Annotated in this window: 22 protein-coding genes; 14 read left to right on the forward strand and 8 right to left on the reverse strand. The window is 62.1% G+C overall.

Annotated elements, in window-relative coordinates; genetic code table 11:
• Positions 1–39 precede the first annotated feature (39 nt).
• Together pip and NW804_RS00315 are read right to left on the reverse strand one after the other, a co-directional pair.
• Entirely contained in the window at positions 40–990 is a 951-nt protein-coding gene (gene pip, locus NW804_RS00310) for a prolyl aminopeptidase (protein WP_414422578.1), read from the reverse strand.
• 14 nt (positions 991–1,004) lie between these two features.
• Positions 1,005–3,206, reverse strand: a complete 2,202-nt coding sequence (locus NW804_RS00315) for a glycoside hydrolase (protein WP_414420418.1) — start codon at positions 3,204–3,206, stop codon at positions 1,005–1,007.
• A gap of 119 nt (positions 3,207–3,325) precedes the next feature.
• Here NW804_RS00315 and NW804_RS00320 point away from each other — a divergent pair, with 119 nt between their 5' ends.
• From NW804_RS00320 to NW804_RS00330, 3 genes are all read left to right on the forward strand, one after another.
• Positions 3,326–3,868 carry an HNH endonuclease gene (locus NW804_RS00320; RefSeq protein WP_414410920.1) on the forward strand — a complete coding sequence of 181 codons (543 nt, stop codon included), beginning with the start codon at positions 3,326–3,328 and terminating at the stop codon, positions 3,866–3,868.
• A 47-nt stretch (positions 3,869–3,915) separates the two neighbouring features.
• Positions 3,916–4,464 carry a phycobiliprotein lyase gene (locus tag NW804_RS00325; protein ID WP_414395120.1) on the forward strand — a complete coding sequence of 183 codons (549 nt, stop codon included), beginning with the start codon at positions 3,916–3,918 and terminating at the stop codon, positions 4,462–4,464.
• Positions 4,465–4,547: 83 nt separating this feature from the next.
• Positions 4,548–6,413, forward strand: coding sequence for an AAA family ATPase (locus tag NW804_RS00330; protein WP_414422579.1), 1,866 nt, complete (start codon positions 4,548–4,550; stop codon positions 6,411–6,413).
• Here NW804_RS00330 and glcD read toward each other — a convergent pair.
• Positions 6,410–7,900, reverse strand: a complete 1,491-nt coding sequence (gene glcD, locus NW804_RS00335; RefSeq protein WP_414422580.1) for a glycolate oxidase subunit GlcD — start codon at positions 7,898–7,900, stop codon at positions 6,410–6,412. The genes NW804_RS00330 and glcD overlap by 4 nt on opposite strands.
• A gap of 61 nt (positions 7,901–7,961) precedes the next feature.
• Here glcD and NW804_RS00340 point away from each other — a divergent pair, with 61 nt between their 5' ends.
• From NW804_RS00340 to NW804_RS00355, 4 genes are all read left to right on the forward strand, one after another.
• On the forward strand, positions 7,962–9,194 hold the full coding sequence (locus tag NW804_RS00340) for a class I SAM-dependent methyltransferase (protein ID WP_414395124.1): 1,233 nt from the start codon (positions 7,962–7,964) through the stop codon (positions 9,192–9,194).
• A gap of 92 nt (positions 9,195–9,286) precedes the next feature.
• Positions 9,287–9,487 carry a 50S ribosomal protein L35 gene (gene rpmI / locus NW804_RS00345; RefSeq protein ID WP_414395125.1) on the forward strand — a complete coding sequence of 67 codons (201 nt, stop codon included), beginning with the start codon at positions 9,287–9,289 and terminating at the stop codon, positions 9,485–9,487.
• Between the two features lie 80 nt (positions 9,488–9,567).
• On the forward strand, positions 9,568–9,924 hold the full coding sequence (gene rplT, locus NW804_RS00350; protein WP_414404758.1) for a 50S ribosomal protein L20: 357 nt from the start codon (positions 9,568–9,570) through the stop codon (positions 9,922–9,924).
• Positions 9,925–9,929: 5 nt separating this feature from the next.
• Positions 9,930–10,730: a transporter substrate-binding domain-containing protein gene (locus NW804_RS00355; protein WP_414422581.1), complete on the forward strand. Its 801-nt coding sequence runs from the start codon at positions 9,930–9,932 to the stop codon at positions 10,728–10,730.
• 10 nt (positions 10,731–10,740) lie between these two features.
• Here NW804_RS00355 and purH read toward each other — a convergent pair whose 3' ends face one another.
• A complete protein-coding gene (gene purH / locus NW804_RS00360; protein WP_414420422.1) occupies positions 10,741–12,354 on the reverse strand; it encodes a bifunctional phosphoribosylaminoimidazolecarboxamide formyltransferase/IMP cyclohydrolase in 1,614 nt (537 codons plus the stop codon).
• 214 nt (positions 12,355–12,568) lie between these two features.
• Here purH and NW804_RS00365 point away from each other — a divergent pair, with 214 nt between their 5' ends.
• Positions 12,569–13,255: a MotA/TolQ/ExbB proton channel family protein gene (locus NW804_RS00365; protein WP_414395161.1), complete on the forward strand. Its 687-nt coding sequence runs from the start codon at positions 12,569–12,571 to the stop codon at positions 13,253–13,255.
• A 3-nt stretch (positions 13,256–13,258) separates the two neighbouring features.
• On the forward strand, positions 13,259–13,681 hold the full coding sequence (locus NW804_RS00370) for an ExbD/TolR family protein (protein ID WP_414420423.1): 423 nt from the start codon (positions 13,259–13,261) through the stop codon (positions 13,679–13,681).
• Between the two features lie 29 nt (positions 13,682–13,710).
• On the opposite strand, the gene argF is transcribed toward NW804_RS00370, so the two are convergent.
• Both argF and ctpC read right to left on the reverse strand, forming a co-directional pair.
• Complete coding sequence (argF, locus tag NW804_RS00375) at positions 13,711–14,628, reverse strand: ornithine carbamoyltransferase (RefSeq protein ID WP_414395162.1); 918 nt, start codon at positions 14,626–14,628, stop codon at positions 13,711–13,713.
• 74 nt (positions 14,629–14,702) lie between these two features.
• Positions 14,703–15,998 carry a carboxyl-terminal processing protease CtpC gene (gene ctpC, locus NW804_RS00380; RefSeq protein WP_414422582.1) on the reverse strand — a complete coding sequence of 432 codons (1,296 nt, stop codon included), beginning with the start codon at positions 15,996–15,998 and terminating at the stop codon, positions 14,703–14,705.
• 223 nt (positions 15,999–16,221) lie between these two features.
• Here ctpC and NW804_RS00385 point away from each other — a divergent pair, with 223 nt between their 5' ends.
• The 3 genes from NW804_RS00385 (at position 16,222) to NW804_RS00395 (ending at position 19,075) form a co-directional block, all read left to right on the forward strand.
• Positions 16,222–17,574 (forward strand): glutamate-5-semialdehyde dehydrogenase, encoded by a 1,353-nt coding sequence (locus NW804_RS00385; RefSeq protein ID WP_414422583.1) that lies wholly within the window; start codon positions 16,222–16,224, stop codon positions 17,572–17,574.
• 147 nt (positions 17,575–17,721) lie between these two features.
• Positions 17,722–18,204 carry an RNA recognition motif domain-containing protein gene (locus NW804_RS00390; RefSeq protein WP_414422584.1) on the forward strand — a complete coding sequence of 161 codons (483 nt, stop codon included), beginning with the start codon at positions 17,722–17,724 and terminating at the stop codon, positions 18,202–18,204.
• A 76-nt stretch (positions 18,205–18,280) separates the two neighbouring features.
• Complete coding sequence (locus NW804_RS00395; RefSeq protein ID WP_414422585.1) at positions 18,281–19,075, forward strand: DsbA family protein; 795 nt, start codon at positions 18,281–18,283, stop codon at positions 19,073–19,075.
• Between the two features lie 52 nt (positions 19,076–19,127).
• Here the strand turns inward: NW804_RS00395 and NW804_RS00400 are convergent, their stop codons facing one another.
• Both NW804_RS00400 and NW804_RS00405 read right to left on the reverse strand, forming a co-directional pair.
• A complete protein-coding gene (locus NW804_RS00400) occupies positions 19,128–20,135 on the reverse strand; it encodes an SPOR domain-containing protein (protein ID WP_414420428.1) in 1,008 nt (335 codons plus the stop codon).
• Positions 20,136–20,337: 202 nt separating this feature from the next.
• Positions 20,338–20,745: a hypothetical protein gene (locus NW804_RS00405; RefSeq protein ID WP_414420429.1), complete on the reverse strand. Its 408-nt coding sequence runs from the start codon at positions 20,743–20,745 to the stop codon at positions 20,338–20,340.
• A 94-nt stretch (positions 20,746–20,839) separates the two neighbouring features.
• Here NW804_RS00405 and recJ point away from each other — a divergent pair, with 94 nt between their 5' ends.
• Together recJ and NW804_RS00415 are read left to right on the forward strand one after the other, a co-directional pair.
• Complete coding sequence (recJ, locus tag NW804_RS00410; RefSeq protein WP_414411077.1) at positions 20,840–23,278, forward strand: single-stranded-DNA-specific exonuclease RecJ; 2,439 nt, start codon at positions 20,840–20,842, stop codon at positions 23,276–23,278.
• Positions 23,268–23,933 carry a metallophosphoesterase family protein gene (locus tag NW804_RS00415; protein ID WP_414411076.1) on the forward strand — a complete coding sequence of 222 codons (666 nt, stop codon included), beginning with the start codon at positions 23,268–23,270 and terminating at the stop codon, positions 23,931–23,933. The genes recJ and NW804_RS00415 overlap by 11 nt, the downstream gene beginning before the upstream one ends.
• Positions 23,934–23,948 lie beyond the last annotated feature (15 nt).

The raw sequence follows: 23,948 nt of genomic DNA on the forward strand, positions 1-23,948 counted from the left end.
CTGCTGCTAGGCAACGGCAGGCCCTCTTTGCAGCCGTTCTCAGAGCTGGGCAAAGCAATCGGTGGCCGCCAGGAGGGCGGTGCGGATCCCAGGCTCGGTAATGGAGTGGCCAGCATCAGGGATCAGGTGAAACTCTGCCTCTGGCCAGGCTTGATGTAGCTCCCAGGCGGAAAGGGGAGGGCAGACGACGTCGTAGCGCCCCTGGACGATGACGGCTGGCAGGTGGCGCAGGCGCTCTACCCCCTTGAGGAGTTGATCCTCTGTCTCCAAAAAACCGCGGTGGATGAAGTAATGGCACTCGAGGCGGGCGAGGGCCTCAGCAAAGCTCTCCTGGCCAAAGCGCTCGATGAGTTCAGGGCTAGGGATAAGCTTGCTGGTGCTGGCCTCCCAGATGGCCCAGGCACGGGCTGCCTTCAGGCGCACCTGCGGATTGGGGTCGTTAAGGCGGCGGTAGTAGGCTGCCAGCAGGTCACCCCGTTCCTCGGGGGGAATGGGCTCGAGGTAGTGTTGCCAGGCATCGGGGAAAAGGTAGCTGGCCCCCTCCTGGTAAAACCAGCGGATCTCGAAGGAGCGCAGCAGGAAAATACCGCGCAGGATAAAGCCCAGGCAGGAGTTGGGGTGGGTCTGGCCATAGGCCAAGGCGAGGGCGCTGCCCCAGCTCCCTCCGAAGACAAACCAGCGCTCAATGCCCAAGTGCTGGCGCAGCTTCTCAATATCGGCTACCAAATCCCAGGTGGTGTTCTCCCGCAGCTCGGCGTAGGGGCGGCTCCGGCCGCAGCCGCGTTGATCAAACAGCACCACCCGCCAGCGGCGGGGATCAAAGTACTGCCGGTAGAGGGGCTCGATCCCACCCCCTGGCCCCCCGTGTAAAAACACCACTGGCTTGCCCTCTGGGTTGCCGCACTGCTCGTAGTAGAGGGTGTGCAGGGAAGAGACGGGCAGAAAGCCCTGGTCGTAGGGCTCGATGGGAGGGTAAAGCTCGCGCTGCATAGGCGGGATACTTGCTAGGGTCTGCGCAGGGCAATGGTGGCCTTGGGCGGGATCCCTTCCAGAAAGGTTTCGCCGTCAGCAGCCACAATGGCAAACTGCAGCTCCTGCCCTGGCTGGGCGCCCAAATTGCTCCAGGGAATGGCCACCTCCAGGGAGGTATCTACCACGGCCTTGACCTGATGGCTGAGGGAGTGCCAGGTGTGGTACTCCCCTGCTTGGAGAAGTTGAGCCTCTACCTCCGCCGGGCGTTGACTGGGGGGCGGCAGCGACAGCCTCAACAAGTGGCGGTAGAGGTAGTTAAGAGGGGCTTCGGCGGGCAGTCCCTGCAGGGGGATGGGGCTGTTAAGGGTAATGCAGTTGGGATAAAACCAGAGCACCAGCAATTGCTTGGGCCGCTGCACCACCGAGTTAAAATCCAGCCGCAGATAGAGGTGGAAGTGGTCGAAGCCATACCAGAGGCGGCGGACGGCGCTGTTGCGGTGCATGGTACCCCTGGCGGCGCTAATCTCCACCCGCCCGGCCTGGCTCCACTCCCGTTCGCTGGGACGGCCGTTGATGGCGGGATGGATAAACCCCTGCGGCAGCCGATCCCCTAGGCCGTCGTGATCCTCGAGGGGAAACTGCAGCACCGCCGGCACCGCCTCCCCCAGGGCGACGTAGATTGCCTGCAGGTGTTCCCGAAACAGCTGGTCGAAAACGGCGTCGTGGGCGGAAGAATGCCCTGCCCCAAACCACCAGAACCAATCGGATCCCTCGGCGGCCCACAGAGCTTCCCAGGCTTGGGGGTTGGCGCGGGGGTGATCTTGAATCACCTGACGGGCCTGGGCTAAGAGCTCCCAGGCGCGGTTTTTGACGGGATCCCCAATCCAGGTGGTAAAGTCGGCCTCAATCCAGGAGCCGCTGTGCAGTTGTTCTGCCGGCAGAAACTCGGTGGGGGGAAACTGCTCCAAAAACTCCGAGACTGTCACTAGGCGCAGCGCGGGGTGCTGGCTGAGGCGGGCGTAGAGGTTTTCCAAGAAGGGCCGGCCATCTTGGGGGTAGTACTCCCAGCAATTTTCCCCATCCAGAGCAATGGTGACCAGCCAAGGCTGTTCGGGAGGCAGGCGGTTGCGGATGTTCTCCAAGTGTCCAATGAGATCCTTGGCGGCAGCGTCGGCAGGCATGGCGCTGTAGCTAAAGCCAATGAGATCGGAAAGGCGGTGATCCCGAAAGACAATGGCCAGATCCCCTGCCTCGCTCTCCAGACGGTAGGGGCGGTAGAGCTTTTCCGGCTCGAGGACATGGCCCTGCCCGTCGCGGTGAAAGGGCTGGCCCAGGCTCCAGCCCAGCACTCCCTCGTCAGAGATGATCCACTCAAAGCCCTGCTTGCGCACGATAGGCACGATAGCGGGGCTGACCGCCTGTTCGGAAGGCCACAACCCCCGCGGCTCGCGGCCAAAGCGCTCCCGGTAGATCTGCTTGGCCCGCTCCAGCTGGCTGTGGACATCCTGCTCCCAGTGGAAGGGGTAGCGGGGCAGGGGCAGGCCAGGCCGAGCCACCCGCGCCGAGCGCTCGCTCACCAGTAGAGGCAAGATGGGGTGGGTGTAGGGGCTGGTGGTCAGCTCCAGTTGGCCGCTACTTTGCAACTTGGCGTGCTGGGGCAGGATGGCGGCTAGGATCTGCTGCTGCTTGGCGTAGATCCGCTGCCGATCCGAAAGGGTAAAGCCAGATCCCATCTTGATCCAGCCCTCGATCTCGGGATCTTCGTGGAAGAGGGGATCAAACCAGGACAGATTGTGCCAGGCCAGGAGGTCGCTGAAGTCTTGCGGTGTCCAGTACTGTAGGCACCAGTTGATCCCTTGGGATTCCCGCTGTTCGTAGAGTTGGCGATAGCGGGGGTAGGGCTCAATCATGGTGGGGTAGTGGCTGTCGAAGAAGCGCTCGACAATAAAGCGCCGCTGCTCCAGGGTAAGCTTTTCAACGGGGGAGAGGGTCAGTTCCAAGTAGGGATCGAAGGCCGAGCCGGCCACGTAGTCTTCAATTTGCACAATCAGAGAAGGCACCAGGTTAACCGTTTGGTGCAGGCGGGGATAGCGCTCCAGCAGCAAAACCAAGTCCAAGTAGTCTTTGATCCCGTGCAGGCGCACCCAGGGCAAGCGATATTTGCCTGCCAGCGGACTTTTGTAGAGGGGCTGGTGTTGGTGCCAAACCAGGGCAACATACAGCGGGTGGGTCATGGGAGGCACGGGCTCCAACCATCACCCGGATAGTAGCCCATCTGTCCAGGTCTCTAGAGAACCAACTTGCCATTGGCCCAATTTCCCAAGACAATGGCGGCAGATGGAAAAGCCAGGCTATGACTGCTGCCACCAACGTTCTAGAACAGTCGATTGTCGTCTTCTCCCAAAACTATTTGCCCATCAGCCGGGTCAATATTAAGCGAGCGATTGTACTGCTGCTAACAGGCAAAGCAGAGCCGCTGAGGATGATGGATGTGCGGGTGTGGCAGGTGCGCTCCCCCAGCCGGGTCATCGAGGTGCCTGAGCACATTCGCCTCACCATCAAGGGCAAAGAGCGGCCCTGGCGGGTGCCCCCTGTTACTCGGCGCGAGGTTCTGCGGCGGGATCACTACACCTGCCAGTACTGCGGCAGCACCCATAACCTGACCCTAGACCACGTTATCCCTCTTTCCCGCGGTGGTTCCCACACCTGGGACAATGTGGTGACTGCCTGCGAGCGCTGCAACCAGCGCAAGGGCGACCGCACCCCTGAAGAGGCAGGGATGATCCTGCGCAGTAAGCCGCGAGCTCCCCTCCATCCGACCGTGGCCTTTGCAGAGCAGTTCTGGCGGCAACAGCAAACTCGGCAAGAGCAAATCTCTGGCTACAGCCCAAGCTAGAATCGGCAAATCCCGGTTGCTATCGATGAGGATCCGCGTCGGCCATGATGACCGTAATGGAGTTTTTTGCCCTCAGCGCTGGCGAGTGGATGTGTCAGCGCACCAGCCATCACCTGGCCTTTCGCCGCTCTGAAGGGGGAAGGTCGCAGCTGCAAATTGTTACCCTGGCAGCAACCGATCCGGAAGTCATTCGGGTTTGCGAGCTGTTCAAGGTAGATCCACGGCGAGCCGTGGGGGCGGCGCGAGTCCAGTGGAATGGGGAGCAGGACTGGGACAACGAAGAGTACAAGGGCGAGGTGGTGCTGGTTCCAATTCCCGATCCTGACAACCCCATGCGCGGGCAACTGTTGCGGGATCAAGGCTATGCCGAGAAAGTGCCGGTGGCCGGTACCTACGTGATGGGAGCCGATGGCGCCCTCACCCTCTACACCGAGTACGAGATGACTGAGTCGGAGGAGCGCATTTGGTTTGCCAGCCCCAACCTGCGCCTGCGGACTAGCCTTGTCAAGCGCTTCGGCGGCTTTAGCATGGCTTCCTTCTGCTCTGAGGTGCGCAAACTCCCGCCCAGCCCCTCTCCCAGCCCAGCGGCGGCTTAGGCGCCAGCTTCCCCCTTTTGGGAGTTGGCTGGAAGGCTGGGGAGGAGTCCATTGGCAGGTCAACTGGTGGGGAAAGCCTGGCTATGGTGGATCTCAGCAACTTTATCCAGGGCATAGAGCAGTTGATCGAGCTGGCCCAAAAGCTGGAGGAGAAAAAACAAAGTGGAGAACTGCGAACCGAGATCCGCATCCAGACCCGGCCTCTATCGACCTCCATCCCTCGCTCTGGTTCTATCCCCCGCCACTTCCAGACAGGGGATCCCGGCTGGAGCAGCAAGCTCCAGGGGATGGCTGCAACCTGCTTCCAGGAAGCCCCCGAGGCTAGTGGGCCAATCTCCGCTGAGCGCCCAGAGTCGAGGTCGGGGCTGCGCCTCAAGGACGTGGGGGGACTCAAGGAGCAACTCCAAGCCTTGCGGGAGCTGGTGGAGATCCCCCTCAAGCGGCCCGAGCTACTGGCCAAGTTGGGGCTAGAGCCGCCCCGGGGGGTGTTGTTGGTTGGCCCCCCTGGCACTGGCAAGACCCTGACGGCCCGCGCCCTGGCCGAGAGTCTGGGGGTGAACTACATTGCCGTGGTTGGCCCGGAGCTAATGGGCAAGTACTACGGCGAGGCGGAGGCACGCCTGCGGCAGCTGTTTGAGAGAGCGGCTAAGTCTGCCCCTTGCCTGGTGTTTATCGACGAAATTGACGCCCTTGTGCCCAACCGCAGCACCGTCGAGGGGGAGGTGGAGAAACGCCTGGTGGCCCAGCTGCTGGGGCTGATGGACGGGTTTGTGGCCCAAAAAGGCATTGTTGTGCTAGCGGCTACCAACCGGCCCGAAGCCCTGGATCCGGCCCTGCGGCGACCGGGGCGCTTTGACCGCGAGATTGTCTTCAAGGTGCCGGATCGGGAGGGGCGGCGGGAAATTCTCGCCATTCACACTCGCAACATGCCCCTAGCAGAGGATGTGGATTTAGATAGCCTGGCAGAGCAAACGCTGGGCTTTGTGGGGGCAGATCTGCGCGGCCTGTGCCAGGCGGCGGCCTATGCGGCCTTACGGCGCCAGGTGCCGGATCTGGAATCCCCTATCCCAGAATCCCTGAAAGTAACGGCAGCGGACTTTCAGGAAGCTCTGCAACAGGTGAAGCCGGCGGTGTTGCGCTCAGTGGAAGTCGAGTCGCCCCAGGTGAGCTGGGATCAAATTGGCGGCCTGGAGCAGGCCAAGCAGGTGCTGCAGGAGGCCATTGAGGGATCCCTGCTGCACCCAGAGCTCTACGAGCAGGCCCAGGCCCATGCGCCCAAAGGGATCCTCCTCAGCGGGCCGCCCGGCACGGGTAAAACCCTCTTGGCCAAGGCCATCGCCTCCCAGGCCAAGGCCAACTTCATTGCTGTCTCCGGCCCAGAGCTCTTGAGCAAGTGGGTGGGATCCTCCGAGCAGGCGGTGCGGGAACTCTTTGCCCGTGCCCGCCAGTGCGCTCCTTGCGTGATTTTCATCGACGAGATCGACACCCTGGCGCCAGCGCGGGGCAGTTACTCCGGAGATAGCGGCGTCAGCGACCGCGTCCTGGGGCAACTGCTGGCCGAACTGGATGGGATCCGCCCCAGCCAGGGAGTCTTGGTGGTGGCTGCCACCAATCGCAAAGCCAGTTTGGATCCCGCCCTCACCCGCGCTGGCCGGCTGGAGCTGCACCTAAGCGTGGAACTGCCGGACCGCGCCGCACGGCGGGAAATCCTGGCCGTGCACAACCGCAGGCGGCCCCTAGGGCCAGATGTGGATCTGGAGGTGTGGGCCGAGCGCACGGAAGGCTGGAGTGGGGCCGATCTTGCTCTATTGAGCAACCGCGCCGCCATCGCTGCCATCCGCCGCCACCGGGCCACCTCTGAGGAGTTGGATCCCAAGGCTCTGGTCATCCGCCAGGAAGACTTTGCCCAGGCCTTTGCCGAGCTGCAGCAGCAGCGACAGGTTAGCTAGAAAACGGGGATCCCTTGCCATTCCGGTTGCCGGTGGGCGTGGGCTGCCTCGCCGCAGGTGCGGGGAGTGGGAAAGATCTTGTCAGGGTTAGCGAGGCGCTGCGGGTCGAACACCTGCCGCACCCACTGCATGCTCTCCAAGTCTGTGGGCGTAAACATCTCCGACATGTAGCAGCGCTTGTCGGCACCGATGCCGTGCTCGCCAGAAATGCTGCCCCCTAGACGCACGCAGAGCTTGAGGATCTCGCCCCCCAGTTTTTCCACCTGCTCTAGGGATCCCGGCACGGACTCGTCGTAGAGGATTAAGGGGTGCAGATTGCCGTCGCCGGCATGAAACACGTTGGCCACCGGGTAGCCGTACTCGCGGCTGAGGCGCTCGATTTCCTTCAGGACATAGGCGAGCTGGCTGCGGGGGATCACCCCATCTTGGACGTAGTAGTTGGGGCTGAGCTTGCCCATGGCGGCAAAGGCTGCCTTGCGCCCCTTCCACAGACGCGCCCGCTCTTCTGGGCTGGAGGCAACTTGCACCTGGCGCGCCCCGTTTTTTAGGCACAGGGCCTTTACCTGCTGGCTGGCTTCCTCCACCTCCAGCTCCAGGCCGTCCACCTCCACCAGCAAGATGGCCGCCGCATCCCGTGGGTAGCAGCCCGACTGCACCACATCCTCAACGGCGTTGATGCTGAAGTTGTCCATGATCTCCAGGCCAGCAGGGATGATCCCGGCGGCGATGATGTCGGAAACGGCAGCTCCTGCTGCCTCGACACTGTTAAAATCCGCCAGCAAAACCTGCACCTGGGCCGGCGCCTTGAGCAAGCGCAGGGTAATCTCGGTAGCAATCCCCAGGGTGCCCTCGGAGCCGACAAACAGGCCCACCCAGTCGTAGCCGGGCATCTCCGGGATCTTGCCCCCCCAGCGCACCACCTCCCCATCCGGCAGCACCACCGTCAGGCCGAGAATGTGATTGGCTGTTACACCGTATTTGAGGCAGTGGACGCCGCCGGAGTTTTCCGCCACATTGCCGCCGATGGAGCAAACTGACTGGCTAGAGGGATCCGGGGCATAGAAATAGCCTTGGGCAGCCACTGCCTGGGTAATCCAGGCGTTAATCACCCCCGGCTGCACCACCATGCAGCGGTTCTCCAAGTCAATTTCCAGGATTTGCTTCATCAGGGTGGTAGCGATGACGACGCTGTTTTCCACAGGCAGCGCTCCCCCCGATAGCCCAGTGCCGGATCCCCGCGCCACAAAGGGCACCCCGTAGCGGCTGCACAGCTTTACCACCTGGGCCACCTCTTCTGTTGTGCGCGGCAATACCACTAGAGCCGGCCTTTGCCGGTAGCTGGTCAGCCCGTCGCATTCGTAGACCAGCAGCTCCTCCGGCTTGCTAATCACCCGCTTGGGATCCAAAACCTTTTTCAGCTCAGCCGTCAGCTTGATCCAATCGAAAGTCAGGCCGGTTTGCAAAAGGTGAGAGGAGCGGACAACCATTTAAACTGCAGGGGGATATCGTCTCTGGAGTCTTGAGGTCCAGCTTAACCCGACAGCGCCTATGCAGCCCTCCTCCCGCAGTGCAGAAGAGATCCTCCAGCAAGTGCGGCAGCTCTACGAGCTCTACCCTTTCCCACCGCAGCCCATCGGCACTGTTCCCCCGCCGGGGTGGAACTGGCGCTGGAGTTGGCCCCAGGCCTATGCCTTTTGCACGGGATCCCATCCGGGCCGGCGCAAGGTGCGCATCTTGGATGCCGGCTGCGGCTCCGGAGTAGGGACGGAGTATATCGCCCACCAGAACCCCAACGCCGAAATCTGGGCTTTTGACCTAAGTAGCCGCGCCCTTGAAATTGCCGAGGCTCGCTGTCGGGCTTCCCAGGCGCCGCCAGTGCAGTTTTGCCAGCTCAACGTTTACGACATCGACCGGCTGCCAGGGCAGTTCGACTTCATCAACTGCGTGGGCATGCTCCACCACTTGCCGGACCCGGTGGCGGGGCTGCAGGCTTTGGCGAGCAAACTAGCTCCTGGCGGGATCCTGCATTTGTTTGTCTACGGCGAGCTGGGCCGCCATGAGATTCGCCTGATGCAGAAGGCCATTCGCCTCTTGGTCACCGGCTCCGAACACCAACCTCTCGCCTCCCCCGAGCAATTGCAAAAGGGCCTCCAGGTAGGTCGCCGCCTTTTCGAGATCCTGCCAGCAAGCAACCGCATCCAGCAGCAGGAACAGGCCCGCTGGGCCCTCGAGAACGTGGACGACGAGTGCTTTGCTGACATGTACCTGCACCCGCAGGAGGTGGACTACAACATTGAGACCCTGTTTGAGCTCATTCGGGCTTCAGGGCTGCAGTTTCTGCGCTTTTCCAACCCCGAGTTCTGGCGGCTGGAACGGGTGTTGGGCCAGGACGAGGCCCTACTGGCCCAGGCGGCTCAACTGCCGGAGCTGGAGCGCTACCGCTTGATTGAGCTGCTGGACCCGGTGGTGGCCCACTACGAGCTGTTTCTTGGCAGGCCCCCCCTCCCCCGCTGGGAATGGACCAGTCCAGAAGCTGTGGCCTCGGCTGTGGCCCACCTCAGTCCCTGCCTGGGCCTGTGGCCGGGGCGGAGCATTTTCAACTACGCCTACGAGGCCATTTCCCTAAGCGAGGAGGCCTTTGCCTTCCTGCAGCAGGTAGACGGGATCCGCACCGTCCAAGCCATTCAAGAGAGCCTAGCCTCTCCCCTAAGCTGGTCGCAGCTACAGCAGTTGCTGCGCTGGCAAGTGCTGCTGTTGGAGCCGCAAGAGAACGGTTTTTGAGCGCCCTCGCCACTTAGCCGCGGAGAAAACTTGCTCCCCCAGGCCTTTCTACCCTATGCTGGAAGGCTGTGACTTTGCTCCAGCTCACTCCCATGCCCAAAATCAAAACTCGCAAGGCTGCCGCAAAACGCTTTCGCCTCACCGGCAACGGCAAGTTTATGCGCCGCCGGGCGGGGCACAACCACTTGCTCGAGCACAAAACCAGCAACCGCAAACGCAAGTTGGCTGGCGTGGCCCTGGTGAGCAAACAGGATCTGGCCAACGTGCGCCTGATGCTGCCCAACGCCCACTAGGTCCTCACCGGTTGCGGCCCAGCCAAAAGTCTTTGGGCTTGTCAATTGCAAGGTGTACTTGCCGGTATTGGGTTACTGCTATGAGAGTTAAACGCGGCAACGTTGCCCGCAAGCGTCGCAAGAAGATCCTCAAGCTGGCCAAAGGCTTCCGCGGAGCTGGCTCCAAGCTGTTCCGCACGGCTAACCAGCAGGTGATGAAAGCCCTGCGCAGCGCCTACCGGGATCGCCGCCGCAAGAAGCGGGATTTCCGCCGCCTCTGGATTGCCCGCATCAATGCGGCCACCCGCGCCCAGGGCCTGCGCTACAGCGAATTCATCGACGGCCTCAAAAAAGCCAATATCCAGCTCAACCGCAAAATGCTGGCCCGCCTGGCTTTCCTGGATCCCGAGGCCTTTACCCAGGTGGTGGAAGCAGCCCGCCAGTCCCGCGCTTCCTAGGGGGAATGGGATCCTGGTCTCCGTTGGCCTTGGCGATCCAAAAGTCTTGCTTAGCGGCCAGCCTGGCTCTAGCTTGCTCGGGGATGGGGATCCCCGCCGCCGCCCGCCCTTGGCCGGAGATTGTCCGTTCGGGACAGTTGCGAGTTGCAGTCAAAGACAACTTGAGGCCGCTGGGCTTTCGCGATCCCGAGGGCAAGCTGCAGGGGTTTGAGATTGACCTGGCCTGCGAGCTGGGATCCCGGCTCCTGGGGTCAAGAGAGGCGGTGGAGCTGGTGCCGGTGGCCAATGTGGAGCGGCTGCAGGCAGTGGCCGCGGAGGAGGTGGACCTGGCCATTGCCCAGATTGGCATCACGCCGGATCGGGCCCGCCAGGTGGAGTTTACCTCTGCCTACTATCAGGATGGCCCCAGCTTGGTGGTGGCCCGCTCCCAGAACTGGACAAGCTGGTCGGAGCTACGCGGCGCTCGCGTTGCCGTCCTGCGCGGATCTGCCGCTATTCCTCACCTCAATCGCTACCTTCCAGGGGTCGAGTTGGTGCCGGTGGATTCCTATCAGGAAGGGGCGGAGTTGCTCTTGAAAGGATCGGTGCAGGCCTGGACAGCAGACCGGTCGGTGCTGGCCGGGTGGCTGGCGGAGCACCCCCAGTTTCAGTTTTTGGGATCCCCCTTGGGGGCGGTGGGGCTGGGCATTGCCATGCCCAAAGGGCTAGAGCACGCTGAATTGCGGCTGCGGGTGCGCCGCGAGCTAGAAAACCTGCGTGCCGAGGGCTGGCTGGCAGAGCGGGCCAGAGCCTGGGGTCTGCCCTAAGCTCCTGCCCTCAGTGCCAAAAGTGACGAATGCCAGTGCAGACCATGGCGATACCCGCAGCATTGGCGGCGGCAATGGAGTCGGCATCGCGGATGCTGCCTCCCGGTTGAATGATGGCGCGGATCCCAGCGCGGGCTGCCGCCTCGACACTGTCGGCAAAGGGGAAAAAGCCGTCGCTGGCCAAAACCGCTCCCGCGGCCCGTGGACCGGCCTGGCGAAGGGCAAGCTCGACGGCCCCCACCCGGTTCATCTGGCCTGCTCCAATGCCGAGGGTTTGCCCCTGGCGAGCAACGACGATGGCGTTGGATTTCACGTGTTTGCAGACTATCCAGGCAAACTCCAGATCCGCCCACTCCTCGGGGGTAGGCTGGCGCTCGGTCACCACCTGCCAGGAGGGTTGGCGAACGGATCCCTGCAGTCGGTCGGCCTCTTGCACCAGAAAGCCGCCGGCCAAGGTGCGAATGGTTTGGGCTGGCCCCACCTCAAAGTCCGGCAGAACCAAAAGCCGCAAGTTCTTTTTGGCCGCCAGTTGCTCTGCCGCTTCAGGCGTGCAGCCCGGGACGACCACGCACTCCAAAAAAGGCTCCGCCAGCCGCCGGGCGGTCTCCGCATCCAAGGTTTGGTTGAGGGCAACGATGCCCCCGAAGGCGGAAACGGGATCGGCAGCCAAAGCAGCCTCCAGGGCGGCAGCTAGGGTTGGGCGAACGGCTACCCCACAGGGGTTGTTGTGCTTGACAACCACCGCTACCGCTGGCTTAGAGCCGTTGGCAAGTCCTATGCTCAGTTCTGCCGCTAGGGCGCGGGCCGCTTCCAGATCCAGCAGGTTGTTGTAGCTCAGCTCTTTCCCCTGCAGCTGCTTGGCTCGATGCCAGCCAGGGGCAGCCGCATCCACCACATACCAGGTGGCAGCCTGGTGGGGGTTTTCCCCGTAGCGCAGGCGTTGCCACGGGATCCCTTGCAGGTGAAAAACCTGTTCAGCAGCGCCTGCAGAAGCTGGAGGTTGAGAGGGTTGGGACAGCTCTGAGCGGGCCAGATAGTTGACGATGGCGCGGTCGTAAGCTAAGACCCGCTCAAAGGCGCGGCGGGCACACTGGAAGCGAAAGGCCAGCCGTTCCGCCTCGCTGGAGGAGCTAGAGAGCAGTTGCAAATACTGAGGGTACTGGCTGGGATCCGTGAGCACCGTAACATAGGGATAATTTTTGGCCGCTGCCCGCACTAACGTCGGCCCGCCGATGTCAATCTGCTCCAAAGCCTCCTCCAGAGTCACTCCGGGTTGGGCCACCGTCGGCTCGAAGGGGTAGAAGTTGACCACCACCAGTTGGATGGGCGGGATCCCCAGCGCCTCCAAGTCTGCCCGGTCTTCGCGGCGCTCCAGGCGAGCCAAGATGCCGCCGTAGATGCGGGGGTGCAGCGTTTTCACCCGTCCCCCCAGAATCTCCGGCGCACCGGTGTGGGCCGAGATGGGGGTAACCGGGATCCCAGCTTCAGAGAGCACCTTGGCCGTACCGCCGCTGCTGACCAGTTGAAAGCCGTGCTCCTGGACCAGTGCCTTAGCCAGGGGGACAAGGCCAGTTTTATCAGAGACACTGAGGAGGGCCAAAGGGGGGAAGGGCTGAGTAGGCATAGGTTGTCAGTGAATACGCCGGCAGCCTCTGGATTCCACGCCTTAGGATAGCGCCCTTGCTGGAAAATCAGCAGCTTGCCCTGGGAAAGAAAGCAACCCCAAGTGAGCAAAAGGGGATCCCAGCTCTAGCGGGAAAGTGCTATGACAGGATGAGCGTGAGGTGCCGCTGGGAGGGGGTCATCCGGATCCTATGGCTAGAGTCCTGCAGCTTCTGATCCAGGGTTGGTACTACTCCATCCCCCTGTTGACCTTCTCGGTTCTCTCGGTGGCTTGTTGCCTCGAGCGGGCCTTGTTCTGGTGGAAGGTTACCCATCGGCAGGAGGAGGTGGTGCGGCAAGCCCTCAGCCAGTACCGCCGCAACCCCAGGGCCGCCCAGTACCTGCTGGAGCAAAATGCCGACCTGCCCATTGCGCGCATCTTTTTGGCTGCCCTGGAGCTCAACGAAGCCAGCCCTGAGGATTTTAAACTGGCCCTTGAGACAGCCCTGGCAGCCGAAGTGCCGCTATTAAAGCGCTTCAACACTCTCTTTGACACGGTGATTACCGTTGCTCCCTTCCTGGGCCTCTTGGGCACGGTTACCGGCATCATCCAAATCCTCAGCTCCATCCAACTGGGGGATATTGGCGGCACCAATACGCAGGGGGTGGGACAAGGCATCGCCGAAGCCCTCTACTCGACGGCTTTCGGGTTGATTGTGGCTATTCCCACCTTGCTGATCTCCAATGTCTTTCGCTCTCTGTACCTGCGGCAACTCTCCAAGATCCAGGAGTACGGCGGCGAGCTGGAGTTGCTGCATCGGCAGCGGCTAGAGATGCAAGCCCAGCAGCTTCCCCAGTATTCCTACGCCAAGCCCGGCCCCAGCTCCACTCTTCCTCCCTACTCCCCGCTTGAGCCCTCCTAGCCTATGCGCATTCCAGAAGAGAACTTCAGACCCGCCGAGATCAACATCGTGCCCTTAATCGATGTCATCTTCTCGATCTTGGTGTTTTTCGTCATCGCCAGCCTGGTGCTTACCCGCTCAGAGGCGCTCGATGTCAATTTGCCAGAGGCCTCCACAGCCCAAGCCCGCCGTCAGCCAGACGTTACCGTGAGCATCACGGCCGAAGGCCAAATTGCTGTCAACCGGCAGAAAATTGCCAATCTTGGTGCCCTGATCCCCACGGTGGAACGCATTCTGGCCGAGAAGCCGGCTGAAGGGCGGCGCTTAGTGGTCATCAACGCTGACTTGGCCCTCTCCCACGGCAAGGTGGTGGAGGTCATGGATGCTCTGCAGCGGCTGCCCAACGTCAGCCTGGCGATCGCTGCCCGCCGCCCCAACAACCGCTGACCCTCTCTTCGAGCCGGGGGTGAGGATCCTCACCCTGCTCCCAGCAGTTGGATTAGCAGCGCCTTTTGCACGTGAAGGCGATTTTCCGCCTGATCCCAAACGCGGGACTGGGATCCCTCCAAAACCTCGGCAGTAATCTCCTCCTCCCGGTGGGCGGGCAGGCAGTGGAGCACAATTGCCTCCGGATCTGCGTGTTTCATGAGCTCGGCATTGACCTGGTAGGGCAGGAAGTGGGCTTTGCGGGCTGCCGCCTGATCCTCTTGGCCCATGCTGGCCCAGACGTCGGTATAGACCACCTGGGCTCCCGCAACGGCTTCGTAGGGATCCCGCAAAACCAGCACCTGCGATCCCTGGGCCAAGGCCTGCGCTTCTGCCACCACTGCCGCATCCGGCTCGTAGCCAGGGGGTGTGGCAACGCGGATGTGGATCCCGCTTAGAGCACAGCCCAGCAGGAGGGAATGGGCAACATTGTTGCCGTCGCCACAATAGGCCAAGGTCAGGCCTGCCAGTTGCCCGAAGTTCTCTTGAATGGTGAGCAGATCGGCCAAAACTTGGCAGGGGTGAAACTGATCCGTGAGGGCGTTGATCACGGGGATCTCGGCATACTCGGCAAAGAGCTCCAGCTCCCGCTGGTCGTAGGTGCGGATGGCAATGGCGTCCAAGTAGCGGGAGAGGACGCGGGCTGTATCCGACAGGGGCTCGCCGCGGCTTATTTGCATTGCCGCTGGCACCAAGTCCAGGGTGCTGCCCCCGCACTGGGCCATGGCAACGGTAAAGCTAACCCGGGTACGGGTGGAAGCCTTCTGAAATAGCAGTCCCAGCACTCGACCCCGCAGATCCGCCCGGTAGGGATCCCGCTTCAGCTCCGCCGCTTGGGCCAGCAAGGCCGCCAGCTCCGCCGGGCTCAAGTCGCTGAGTTTGAGCAGATCCCGTCCGGCCAAGTTCAAATTCATGGATCCTGCCATCCTCGCCTACCCTGCCTGCCGACGATAAAGCCTTTTCCACCTAGGGTTAGCACCGCCTACCGAGAAGAGGAACGAACGACGCTGGAAGCCTGTTGCCGGCGGGCCGCAATTTGGGCCTGGAGGGCGCGAATGGCAGCCGCATACTGCGGATCAGCGGCAGTGGCTACCAGTTCGCGGTTCTTGCTGAGGCGCTTCAGATCTGCCTCCGACAGCTCCACCACAATGTCGGGGGTGATACCCTTGTGGTCAATCTCGGTGCCCTTGGGAGTGCGGTAGCGGGCAATGGTGACTGCCAACCCCGACCCGTCGGAGAGGGGATGCACCGACTGCACCAGGCCCTTGCCAAAGGTTTGCGTGCCAACGATCACAGCGCGCCGGTTATCTTGCAAGGCGCCGGAGAGGATCTCGCTGGCGCTGGCAGAACCCCCATCCACCAAGACGGCCAAAGGCTTATCGGTGAGGGCGCTGTTGTTGGCCACAAGGCGATCCTGCTCCCCTTGCCGATTCACCGTCGAGACAATGCTCCCTCGATTGATCCACATGCGCGCAATTTCGGCACTGGCGTGGAGCAGCCCCCCAGGATTGGCCCGCAGATCCAGCACGTAGGCAGCCACCCCTTGTTTTTCCAGGTCGCGAATGGCCTGGCGCACCTTTTCGGCGGCGTTGCCGGAAAATTGGGTGATGCGGATATAGCCAATGAGCAGGCCGTTTTCTTTGCGAGCCTCGTGGCGTACTGTAGCTAGCTCAATTCTCTCCCGCACCAAGTCAAACACCTTCAGCCCTTCTCCCTCGCGGCGAATGGTTAGCCGTACCCGGGTGCCTGGCTCACCGCGAATGAGGCTGACGGCAGTATTGGTGTCCATGCCCTCGGTGGATCTGTCGTCAATACGCACGATAACGTCCTTGGACTTGATCCCAGCGCGATCGGCAGGGGATCCCTCAATTGGCGAGATCACAACCAGCTCATTGGTCTCCTGATCCACACCCAGCGTGATCCCCACGCCGGTCAGCTCCCCCGAGGTCTCGATCTGCATGCTGGCAAACTGCTCCGGATCCAAGAAGCGGGTGTAGGGATCGTTGAGCTTCTTGAGGGCCTCGCGAATGGCCTTGTAGGCCTCCTCGCGGGTGGCATATTCTCTACTGAGCAGCTCGCGGCGCACCGCTTCCCAGTCGACGGAGTTAAAGGAAGGATCGACGTACTCCTGATTGACAATCTGCCAAACTTCGTCCACCACTTCTTTGGGATCCCGGCGAAACCCCGCCCAACCTGGCATGGATAGCTGCACGCCAACCAACGACACGGCTGTAACCACGGCAGCCGTTGCACTCACCACAAACCCACGTTTTCTCATCGGCTCTCCTGGAAAACACGGTACTGGTTGAAGATGGGCTGGGTTTTGCCAGACTAGGCTCCTCTAGGGGCAGCTAGCAGCGTCCAAATTCTGATAGGCTGCTGAGAGGACTGCCCAGTTTTGCCCAAGCTAGCATAGGGATTCTGGCAAGGCTGCTCCCAGGATCCCATTAGATTGGAACTTTTTGTAGCCTTTTGGGTTGGGTTTTGTTGCCTCTCTGCCCATGTCTCCTGGAGCTCCTGCAAGAACTGCCAACTCCTCCCTGCTAGTTCAGGTGCAGACGGCTCGAGCTGCCGCCCAGCGCACAGCCACCTTGCCCACCGAGATTCGGGATGCGGCTCTCGAGGCCATGGCCACAGCTTTACTGGAACAGCAAGAGGCCATCCTAGCGGCCAATCGGGAAGATCTGGAGCGGGCAGCGGAGCAGGTTAAAAGGGGGGAGTTGTCGGCTGCAGCCTATGCCCGCTTAAAGTTGGATGCCCACAAGTTGGCCGAGATGGTAGCTGGAGTCCAGCAGGTGAGGCGGCTGCCCGACCCGGTAGGGCGATCCCTCCTCATCCGCGAGCTGGACGAGGGGCTGGTGCTGGAGCGGCGCACCTATCCCCTGGGAGTGCTAGGCGTCATCTTTGAGTCGCGGCCCGACGCCCTGGTGCAAATTGCCGCCCTAGCAGTAAAGACGGGCAACAGCGTCCTGCTCAAAGGCGGATCGGAGGCGCTCTGCTCCTGCCAAGCGTTGATGGCCGCGCTGCAGGCGGGGCTGCGGCAAGTTCCCGACTTTCCTAGGGAATCTTTGCAGTTGCTCACCCGTCGCGAGGAGATTAAAGAGCTGCTGCAACTGGAAGGTCTGGTGGACCTAATCATTCCCCGCGGCTCCAGCAGCTTTGTCCGCTACATTATGGAGAATACCCGCATCCCGGTTCTGGGCCATGCGGATGGGCTGTGCCACCTGTACGTGGATCGGGCTGCTGATGTGGACATGGCGGTGAGGCTAACCCTAGATAGCAAAACCCAGTACCCTGCCGCCTGCAACGCTATCGAGACCCTGCTAGTCCATGCAGAGATTGCTCCCCGGTTTTTGCCTCTGGCCGTGCAAGCGCTGCGCGAGAAAGGGGTAGAGTTGCGCGGGGATCCCCGCTGCCGCGAGCTGGTGCCCGATCTGATCCCGGCCACTGAAGCTGACTGGAGCACTGAGTACGCCGACTTGATTCTAGCCATTAAAATGGTGGATTCCCTCGACGAGGCCATTGCCCACATCCAACAGTACGGATCCCGGCACACCGAGGCCATCGTGACCGAAGATGCCGTCGCTGCCCAGCGCTTTCTCGACGAAGTGGACGCAGCAGGGGTCTTTCACAACGCCTCCACCCGCTTTGCCGATGGCTTTCGCTACGGCTTTGGGGCAGAAGTGGGCATTAGCACCCAAAAGCTGCCACCCCGGGGCCCGGTAGGCTTGGAAGGCCTAGTAACCTACCGCTACCAACTGCGGGGGCGAGGCCATCTTGTAGCTGACTATACCGGCCCTCAGGCCCGTCCCTTCCTGCATCGGGATCGCTTAAACGTTACCGGCTTAGCCTAGAAGGGATCCCCTTGACCAGCTGGGTTGTCTTAACTTTTTTGGCTAAAAGTTGAGGTAAATTTTTAAAAGGTGGCCTTATGCGGTGCTTCTGGATTGGCCCTGTGCAGGCTGGACTTCTGTCCTCTCGCTAAGGAGCTTCACGGTTTTATGCCCGTTCGTCTGTACGTTGGAAATCTGCCGGCAGAGGTAGATCGCGAGGCCCTGGAGAAGCTCTTCAGATCTGCAGGTGAGGTCATTTCCACCAAGGTCATTCGGGATCGGAAGACCGGCAAGTGCCGCGGCTTTGGTTTTGTTACGGTAAGCACTGAGGAACAGGCGCAGCAGTATATCGAGAAATTCAACGGCCACAGCTTTGGCGACGTCAACTTGCGCATTGAACTTGCCCAGCCGCGCGAGAAACGGGAAGGTGCCGAAGCCAAAGCAGCAGTCTCCCCTTCCCCCGCCAAGGACTCCGCCCGGGAACCGGCCAAAGGTTCCAAAACGGCAGGGGAGAAGTCGACTTCAGGCAAGAAGCAGCGCCAGCGTGTCAAGGCGGACGCTGAGGCAAAAGAGGCTGTTGAGCCGGATCCCCGCTGGGCCAGCCAGTTGCAGCGGATCAAGGAGCAGCTTTTGCAAGCCACCCACTCCTAACCCCCCAAAGGGGTGGTAGACAGGGCTGCTGCCTGGGCTTAGCCTAATAAAAGCTTGTACTTGAGGGGGAGTTGGGATGGGAAGTCTGGCGAGGGCTTTTGGCAGGTGGGGACAAGGGCTGGCCAAGCTCGGCCTGCTCGGCATGCTCCTAGTTTGGCTGGGAATGAGCGGCACGGCACCTGTTGTCTTTGCAGCTCCGGCAGACCTGGAGAAGCAGGTGCTGGAGATCATCCGCAAGAATCCGCAGGTGATCCTGGAGGCCGTGCAGGAGTACCAGCAGCGGCAGTATGAAGAGCAGCAGCGGCAACAGCAGAAGCTAGCAGAAGAGTTTGGCCAGCAGTTGCGGCAGAACCCCCGCGCTGTCATTGGCGATTCCCCCAGAACCGGCTCCGAGTCCTTGCGGCTAGTTTTGGTGGAGTTTTCCGACTTTCAGTGTCCCTTCTGTGCCCGTGCCCATCAGACTCTGAAGGAGTTCATGGCTAGACATGGGGACGAGGTAACCTTGGTGTACAAGCACCTGCCCTTGACCAGCATTCACCCTGAGGCGATGGCGGCAGCGCGCGCCGCTTGGGCTGCTCACCGCCAGGGCAAGTTTTGGGAGTTCCACGACGAGCTGTTTGCCAACCAGTCCCAGCTAGGGGAGGAGTTTTACGTAGCTACAGCCCAAAAGCTGGGCTTGAACGTGGAGAAGTTCAATCGGGATCGGCGCAGCCGGGCGGCAGAGCGGGCTGTACAGCGAGACATGGATCTGGCCTCTCAACTGGGCATCAGCGGTACCCCCCATTTCATCTTGAACGGCATTGCCTTCTCGGGGGCTCAGCCTTTGGAAGTGTTTGAGAAAACGCTGCAACAGGCCAAGCAGGCTCGCTAGGACTCCACCCCTGTCTCCCTCTCACGGCACGGCAGGCCTGAAGGGGGAGCATTTACTTCACCGGCAAAATGCGGGCATCAAACCCCGCCTCGGCTAGGCTGCGCCGCGCCCGTTCGGCATTGGCCCGCTGCCGGTAGGTGCCCACCTGAATCACTGAGCCGCGCACAAAGGCATCGGGCGCAAACTGCCGCACCTTGGGCAGCGCCTCTTCGCCAGCCTGAACCACCACCCAAAACCCGGCCGAGCTAGCCGCAGGCAGGGATGGAGGAGAATCCCGAACCAGGATAGGCTGGGAGCGGCGCAGGTCAGCGGGAAAGATCCCTGCCTCGTAGCCGTGGCTAGCTAGGTAACGCACTTGCTCGCTGGCCGTTGCCAGATCGGCAAAGCCGCCGGTGCGCACAACCCGCCGGCTGTCGTAGATTAGGGGCAGGGATCCCGGCAGCAGGTGCTCCAAAGCAGCCAATTTCTCGCCGCTGGGATCGGCCACCAACACCCAATAGCGTTCCCCTTGGGCAGGCTCCTCAGGTGGTGAAGCGGCATTCTCTTCTGCCAGCGACACGACCACTGCCGGCAAGCCCTGAGCAGTCAGCCAACGGGCCTGTTCCTGCGCCAGTGATAGGCGAGAGAAAGTCCCCGTCTGTAGGGCAGGCTGGCCGCGGTAGCGCACCTCTATAGCCTGGGGAAAGAAGCGGCGTACCCGCTCCTCCAGCCGTGGATCTCTGCTGGGGTTGGGCACTTGGGTGGCAAAAGGCCGCTGCGGGTCGAAAGGGGGAGCCGTTGGCGGGGCAAGAAAGGCCGGCGGCAGGGGTGGATCCCTGTCTTGGCGGCTCACCACCCGCACGGGCAGCCCTAGCTGTTCCAACTCGGCCTGGCGGCGTTGGGCGTGGCTGCGGTTGACAAACGTTCCCGCCAGAATGAAGACCTGGCCATCCCCCTGCACAAAATAGGCATCCGGCACCTGCCTGCGCACCTGAGCTAAGGCTTCTGGTCGCTCAGCCAGGACATGGACTTGGTAACGGATTAGGGCAAAGGCAGGCGGCAGGGCAAGGAGACTAGCCACCAGGGAGCTGCCCCACCAAGCCGCCATTGTCAGCCTTGGCCAAGCCCTGCTAGGCAAGAGACTAGTCTCTCCCCCCCACCTAGCCCACTGTCGGTCTCTCCTTTGGCGGCAGTGGCGCAGCCCAGCGTTCACAGGAGAAGCGCAATGAGGTCTACCTCCAGTATAGTGAGGAGGATTTGGCAACGCTTGCTGCCTGCACTCCCTAGAAGCGACGGCGACGGTAGCTGTAGCGACGCGGGACAGCAGGGGCAGGGGATCCTCCCAGGGAAAAGCGAATGATCTCAGTCTTGTAGGGTTGGGAGCCTTCCGTGTAGCGGGCAAGCTGAATGGCGGATCCCTGGCTAGAAGGAAGAGCTGGCAGAGAGGGATCTGGCCAAGCAGCTTCGAGGGCGATGAAAAACTGCGAGCGCAGCAGCACCTCCCAGGGGGAAAGGGGCTGGGTTTGCTCGGGCACCAGGCGGCCTAGCGCAATCTGAAGACGCGGCCCCCCTTGCCGGGATCTCCAGAGCTGACGCGCCAAATTCCCCAGGGACGCCTGCTCAGAGGATCGAACCAGCAGCTTCAGTCCCCTCAGGGGGTTAAGGCTGTAGGTAAGTAGGAGAGAGTACATCGGCAGCCAGCCAGCGGAGTAGCGTTTTGGAGTAAGCTCAAGAAGGATCTCTAGGCTCACTGTAGCACTGCCATTTGGCTATCTAACTCCGGCGATGGCGGCAATCCTCGAGCAGCGCTGGCTATTCCAGCCTGAGGACCAGCCAAGGGCGCGCCAGTTGGCGGAGGCGGTGGGGATTTCGCCTCTGCTGGCTCAGATCCTGCTCAACCGCGGCCTCCGCAGCCCTGCCGAGGTTCGCCACTACCTGCAGCCGGATCCCTCCTGCTTGCCGCCGCCCAGCCGGGACTTCGCCGACCTGCCCCTGGCGGTGGAGCTGTTGGAGAAAGCCCTGCGCCGGCAGGAGCCCATCGCCATCTGCGGCGACTACGATGCCGACGGCATGACCAGCACAGCCCTGCTGCTGCGGGCGCTGCGGGGCACGCCGGTGGTTTACCGCATTCCCAGCCGCCTTACGGAGGGCTATGGTCTCAACAGCCGCATGGTGCAGGAGCTGCACCGCGAAGGGGTGCGCCTTATCCTCACCGTAGACAACGGCATTGCTGCCCACGAGCCCATCCGTCTAGCCAAAGAGCTGGGGCTGGCGGTGATCGTGACCGATCACCACGATCTGCCCTCCCAATTGCCCCCTGCCGACGCCATCCTCAACCCCAAGCAGCTCCCAGAGTCGTCTCCCTACCGGGGAATGGCCGGGGTGGGGGTGGCCTACCTACTGGCCCAGGCCTTGGCGGAGCGCCGCGGCGATGAACGGCTAGGGCGAGTGGCGCTGGAGCTGTGTACAGTGGGCACCATTGCCGATTTGGCCCCTCTGACAGGGGTAAACCGCCTCTGGGTGCAGCAGGGGCTAGCCCTTTTGCCCACTTCCCAGGTGGCCGGGATCCGCGCCCTCTTGGCGGTGATGGGAATGACGGGATCCACAGAGGAGCTGCGGCCAGAGTGGGTAGGGTTTGGCTTGGGGCCCCGCATCAACGCCATTGGGCGAATTGGCCAACCGGCAATGGGGATTCAACTGCTGACCACCGACGATCCCCAGCAGGCGGAGAAACTTGCCCGCCGCTGTGAACGCCTCAACCAGGTGCGGCAGGAGATGTGCAGCCGCATCGAGGCCGAGGCTTTGGAGCAGATTGCCCAGCGAGGGTGGGATCTGCCGCAGGAGCGGGTGTTAATCCTTTTGGGAACCCCCCAGCAGCGCTGGCACAAAGGGGTCATTGGCCTGGTGGCCGCGCGGCTGGCGGAGCGCTTTGGCTGTCCAGTATTTATCGGCAGCCAGTCGCGCCAGGGGGAGATTACTGGCTCGGCGCGGCAGGGGATCCCGGAGTTCGACGTGTTCCAGGCCCTGGAGTTCTGCAAAGATCTGTTTACCAAGCATGGCGGCCACCCAGCCGCCGGCGGCTTTAGCCTAAAAGCAGAGAACTGGCCCCTTTTGGAAAAGCGGCTGCGGCAATTGGCCCAACAGCGCCTGCAGCCAGAACAAATCCGGCCCCTGGTGCAGATTGACCTGGAGGTGGCGCTAGCTGACCTCACTCTTGACCTCTATCAAGAGTTGCAGCGCCTCCAGCCCTGCGGTATCGGCAACCCGGAGCCGGTCTTCTGTAGCCGCAACCTGCAGGTGTTGCAACAGCAGCGATTTGGCCCCCGACCTGGGGCTGTGGGCGGTGTTTCCTCAGCCGAGAATGCCCCCAGTCACTTGAAGCTGCTGCTGCAGGATCCCCCTGAGTCCTGCCGCTCTCCCCTGGGAGCCAGGGCCCGCCGCCGTCCCCTCTGGGCCACTGTCTGGCGAGGGGCCGCAGCCTATCCCCTGCCCGAGCGGATTGATGTTGCCTACACCCTCAAAGCCAAGCGGTGGGAAGACGAGACCCAACTAGAGCTGGAAATTCTCGGGATCCGGCCTGCCCAAGCGGCTAGTCCCGGAAAATCCTCCCCCTCCCAACAGAGAAGGGATCTCTCCCCCCTTCTTCTCTACCGCCCTGCTCCGCCTCTCATCCGACCGCTGCGGTGGCAGGTTGTGGATCGCTTTTCTGACCTCCTGCCCCAGGCGCAGGGAACCATCCTCTTCTACGGCTTTCGCCGTCCCACCTTGGTTCTGGCACCTGAGCGGCGCTCTCCGCTGACTCTTGACTACGACCGCCCCCAGGCGGGCCGCCGCTACGACCAATTGTGGCTGTGGAGCTGGCCCCCCTCTTTGGAGCACCTCAAGTGGCTGCTCCACTGCCTTTCTGGCGAAGCGCCGCTCATTGCCGTGCATCAGCAGACCGTGCCCCTACCCTCCGCGGCCACCCTACAACGGCAACTGCGCCACTACCTGCAAACCTATCCCCAGGTGGATCTGTTGCGCCTAGGCCAGCAGTGGTGGCTGTCGCCAGCGCTCCTGGTGGCGGGCCTGCGTTCGTTGGGGCATGCTTGCCCTGAGTTTGGTCCAACGGGATCCCTGGAAGAAGAGCTGGAGGCCCAACGGGCCTGGTACCGCAGCTCCTGGGAGCAAGTGGCCGCTCTGCTTCAGGGATCCCCAACGCCGCTGCTGCGCTATGGGGCTTAAACTGCTGCTTGGCTCTGACTACCACGGCAACGACCGGCTGATCCGGCAGGCCCTGGCCTATCTGCCGCAGGTGGATGGCTACATCAACTGCGGCGACTTCTGCTCCAAGGCCGGCAAGCCCTCCCGCAACGCCACCCAAGGCTTTCATCCGGCAGCCCCAGCCGAGGTAGCCCAGCTGCAGTCTTTCCTGGCGGCAGTGGACGGGCTAGGCAAGCCCTGGCTCTTTTTGCCCGGCAACCATGACCCAGCCGCCGCGGTGTTGGATGCCTTTGCCGGCAATTGGGGACGGGCCATTACCCAGTCCTGTTGCTTTGAGTGGCTAGGGCTGCAGGTGCTGGCAGTGCCCTGGACGCCTCCCTGCGGCTGGAGCTGGACGCTTACCCGCAGTCACCTGCAAGAGCTACTTGCCCTTTACAGCCAACTGCCGCATCGCATTGACCTGCTGCTTAGCCACGCGCCGCCGCGGGGCTTGTTGGACGAAGGGGGCAAGTGGTACCACCGCCGCATGCCTACTCTGCGTCCCCTTTTGGATCTGCTCCAGCCGCGCTACTACATCTGCGGCCACATGCACTGGGATGGGGGAAAGGTAGAACGGTGGGGATCTACCCTCGTCATCAACACAGCCTTGCACAACATGCTTTTGGAGATCCACTGAGAAGCAGAGAGCGCG

Source organism: Synechococcus sp. WC10meta (genome assembly GCF_047461475.1).

Bases quoted from the DNA above. Each gene is read 5' to 3' on its own strand.
- pip (WP_414422578.1), bottom strand. From the start codon at position 990: ATGCAGCGCGAGCTTTACCCTCCCATCGAGCCCTACGACCAGGGCTTT.
- NW804_RS00315 (WP_414420418.1), bottom strand. From the start codon at position 3,206: ATGACCCACCCGCTGTATGTTGCCCTGGTTTGGCACCAACACCAGCCC.
- NW804_RS00320 (WP_414410920.1), top strand. From the start codon at position 3,326: ATGACTGCTGCCACCAACGTTCTAGAACAGTCGATTGTCGTCTTCTCC.
- NW804_RS00325 (WP_414395120.1), top strand. From the start codon at position 3,916: ATGACCGTAATGGAGTTTTTTGCCCTCAGCGCTGGCGAGTGGATGTGT.
- NW804_RS00330 (WP_414422579.1), top strand. From the start codon at position 4,548: ATGGTGGATCTCAGCAACTTTATCCAGGGCATAGAGCAGTTGATCGAG.
- glcD (WP_414422580.1), bottom strand. From the start codon at position 7,900: ATGGTTGTCCGCTCCTCTCACCTTTTGCAAACCGGCCTGACTTTCGAT.
- NW804_RS00340 (WP_414395124.1), top strand. From the start codon at position 7,962: ATGCAGCCCTCCTCCCGCAGTGCAGAAGAGATCCTCCAGCAAGTGCGG.
- rpmI (WP_414395125.1), top strand. From the start codon at position 9,287: ATGCCCAAAATCAAAACTCGCAAGGCTGCCGCAAAACGCTTTCGCCTC.
- rplT (WP_414404758.1), top strand. From the start codon at position 9,568: ATGAGAGTTAAACGCGGCAACGTTGCCCGCAAGCGTCGCAAGAAGATC.
- NW804_RS00355 (WP_414422581.1), top strand. From the start codon at position 9,930: ATGGGATCCTGGTCTCCGTTGGCCTTGGCGATCCAAAAGTCTTGCTTA.
- purH (WP_414420422.1), bottom strand. From the start codon at position 12,354: ATGCCTACTCAGCCCTTCCCCCCTTTGGCCCTCCTCAGTGTCTCTGAT.
- NW804_RS00370 (WP_414420423.1), top strand. From the start codon at position 13,259: ATGCGCATTCCAGAAGAGAACTTCAGACCCGCCGAGATCAACATCGTG.
- ctpC (WP_414422582.1), bottom strand. From the start codon at position 15,998: ATGAGAAAACGTGGGTTTGTGGTGAGTGCAACGGCTGCCGTGGTTACA.
- NW804_RS00385 (WP_414422583.1), top strand. From the start codon at position 16,222: ATGTCTCCTGGAGCTCCTGCAAGAACTGCCAACTCCTCCCTGCTAGTT.
- NW804_RS00390 (WP_414422584.1), top strand. From the start codon at position 17,722: ATGCCCGTTCGTCTGTACGTTGGAAATCTGCCGGCAGAGGTAGATCGC.
- NW804_RS00395 (WP_414422585.1), top strand. From the start codon at position 18,281: ATGGGAAGTCTGGCGAGGGCTTTTGGCAGGTGGGGACAAGGGCTGGCC.
- NW804_RS00405 (WP_414420429.1), bottom strand. From the start codon at position 20,745: ATGTACTCTCTCCTACTTACCTACAGCCTTAACCCCCTGAGGGGACTG.
- recJ (WP_414411077.1), top strand. From the start codon at position 20,840: ATGGCGGCAATCCTCGAGCAGCGCTGGCTATTCCAGCCTGAGGACCAG.
- NW804_RS00415 (WP_414411076.1), top strand. From the start codon at position 23,268: ATGGGGCTTAAACTGCTGCTTGGCTCTGACTACCACGGCAACGACCGG.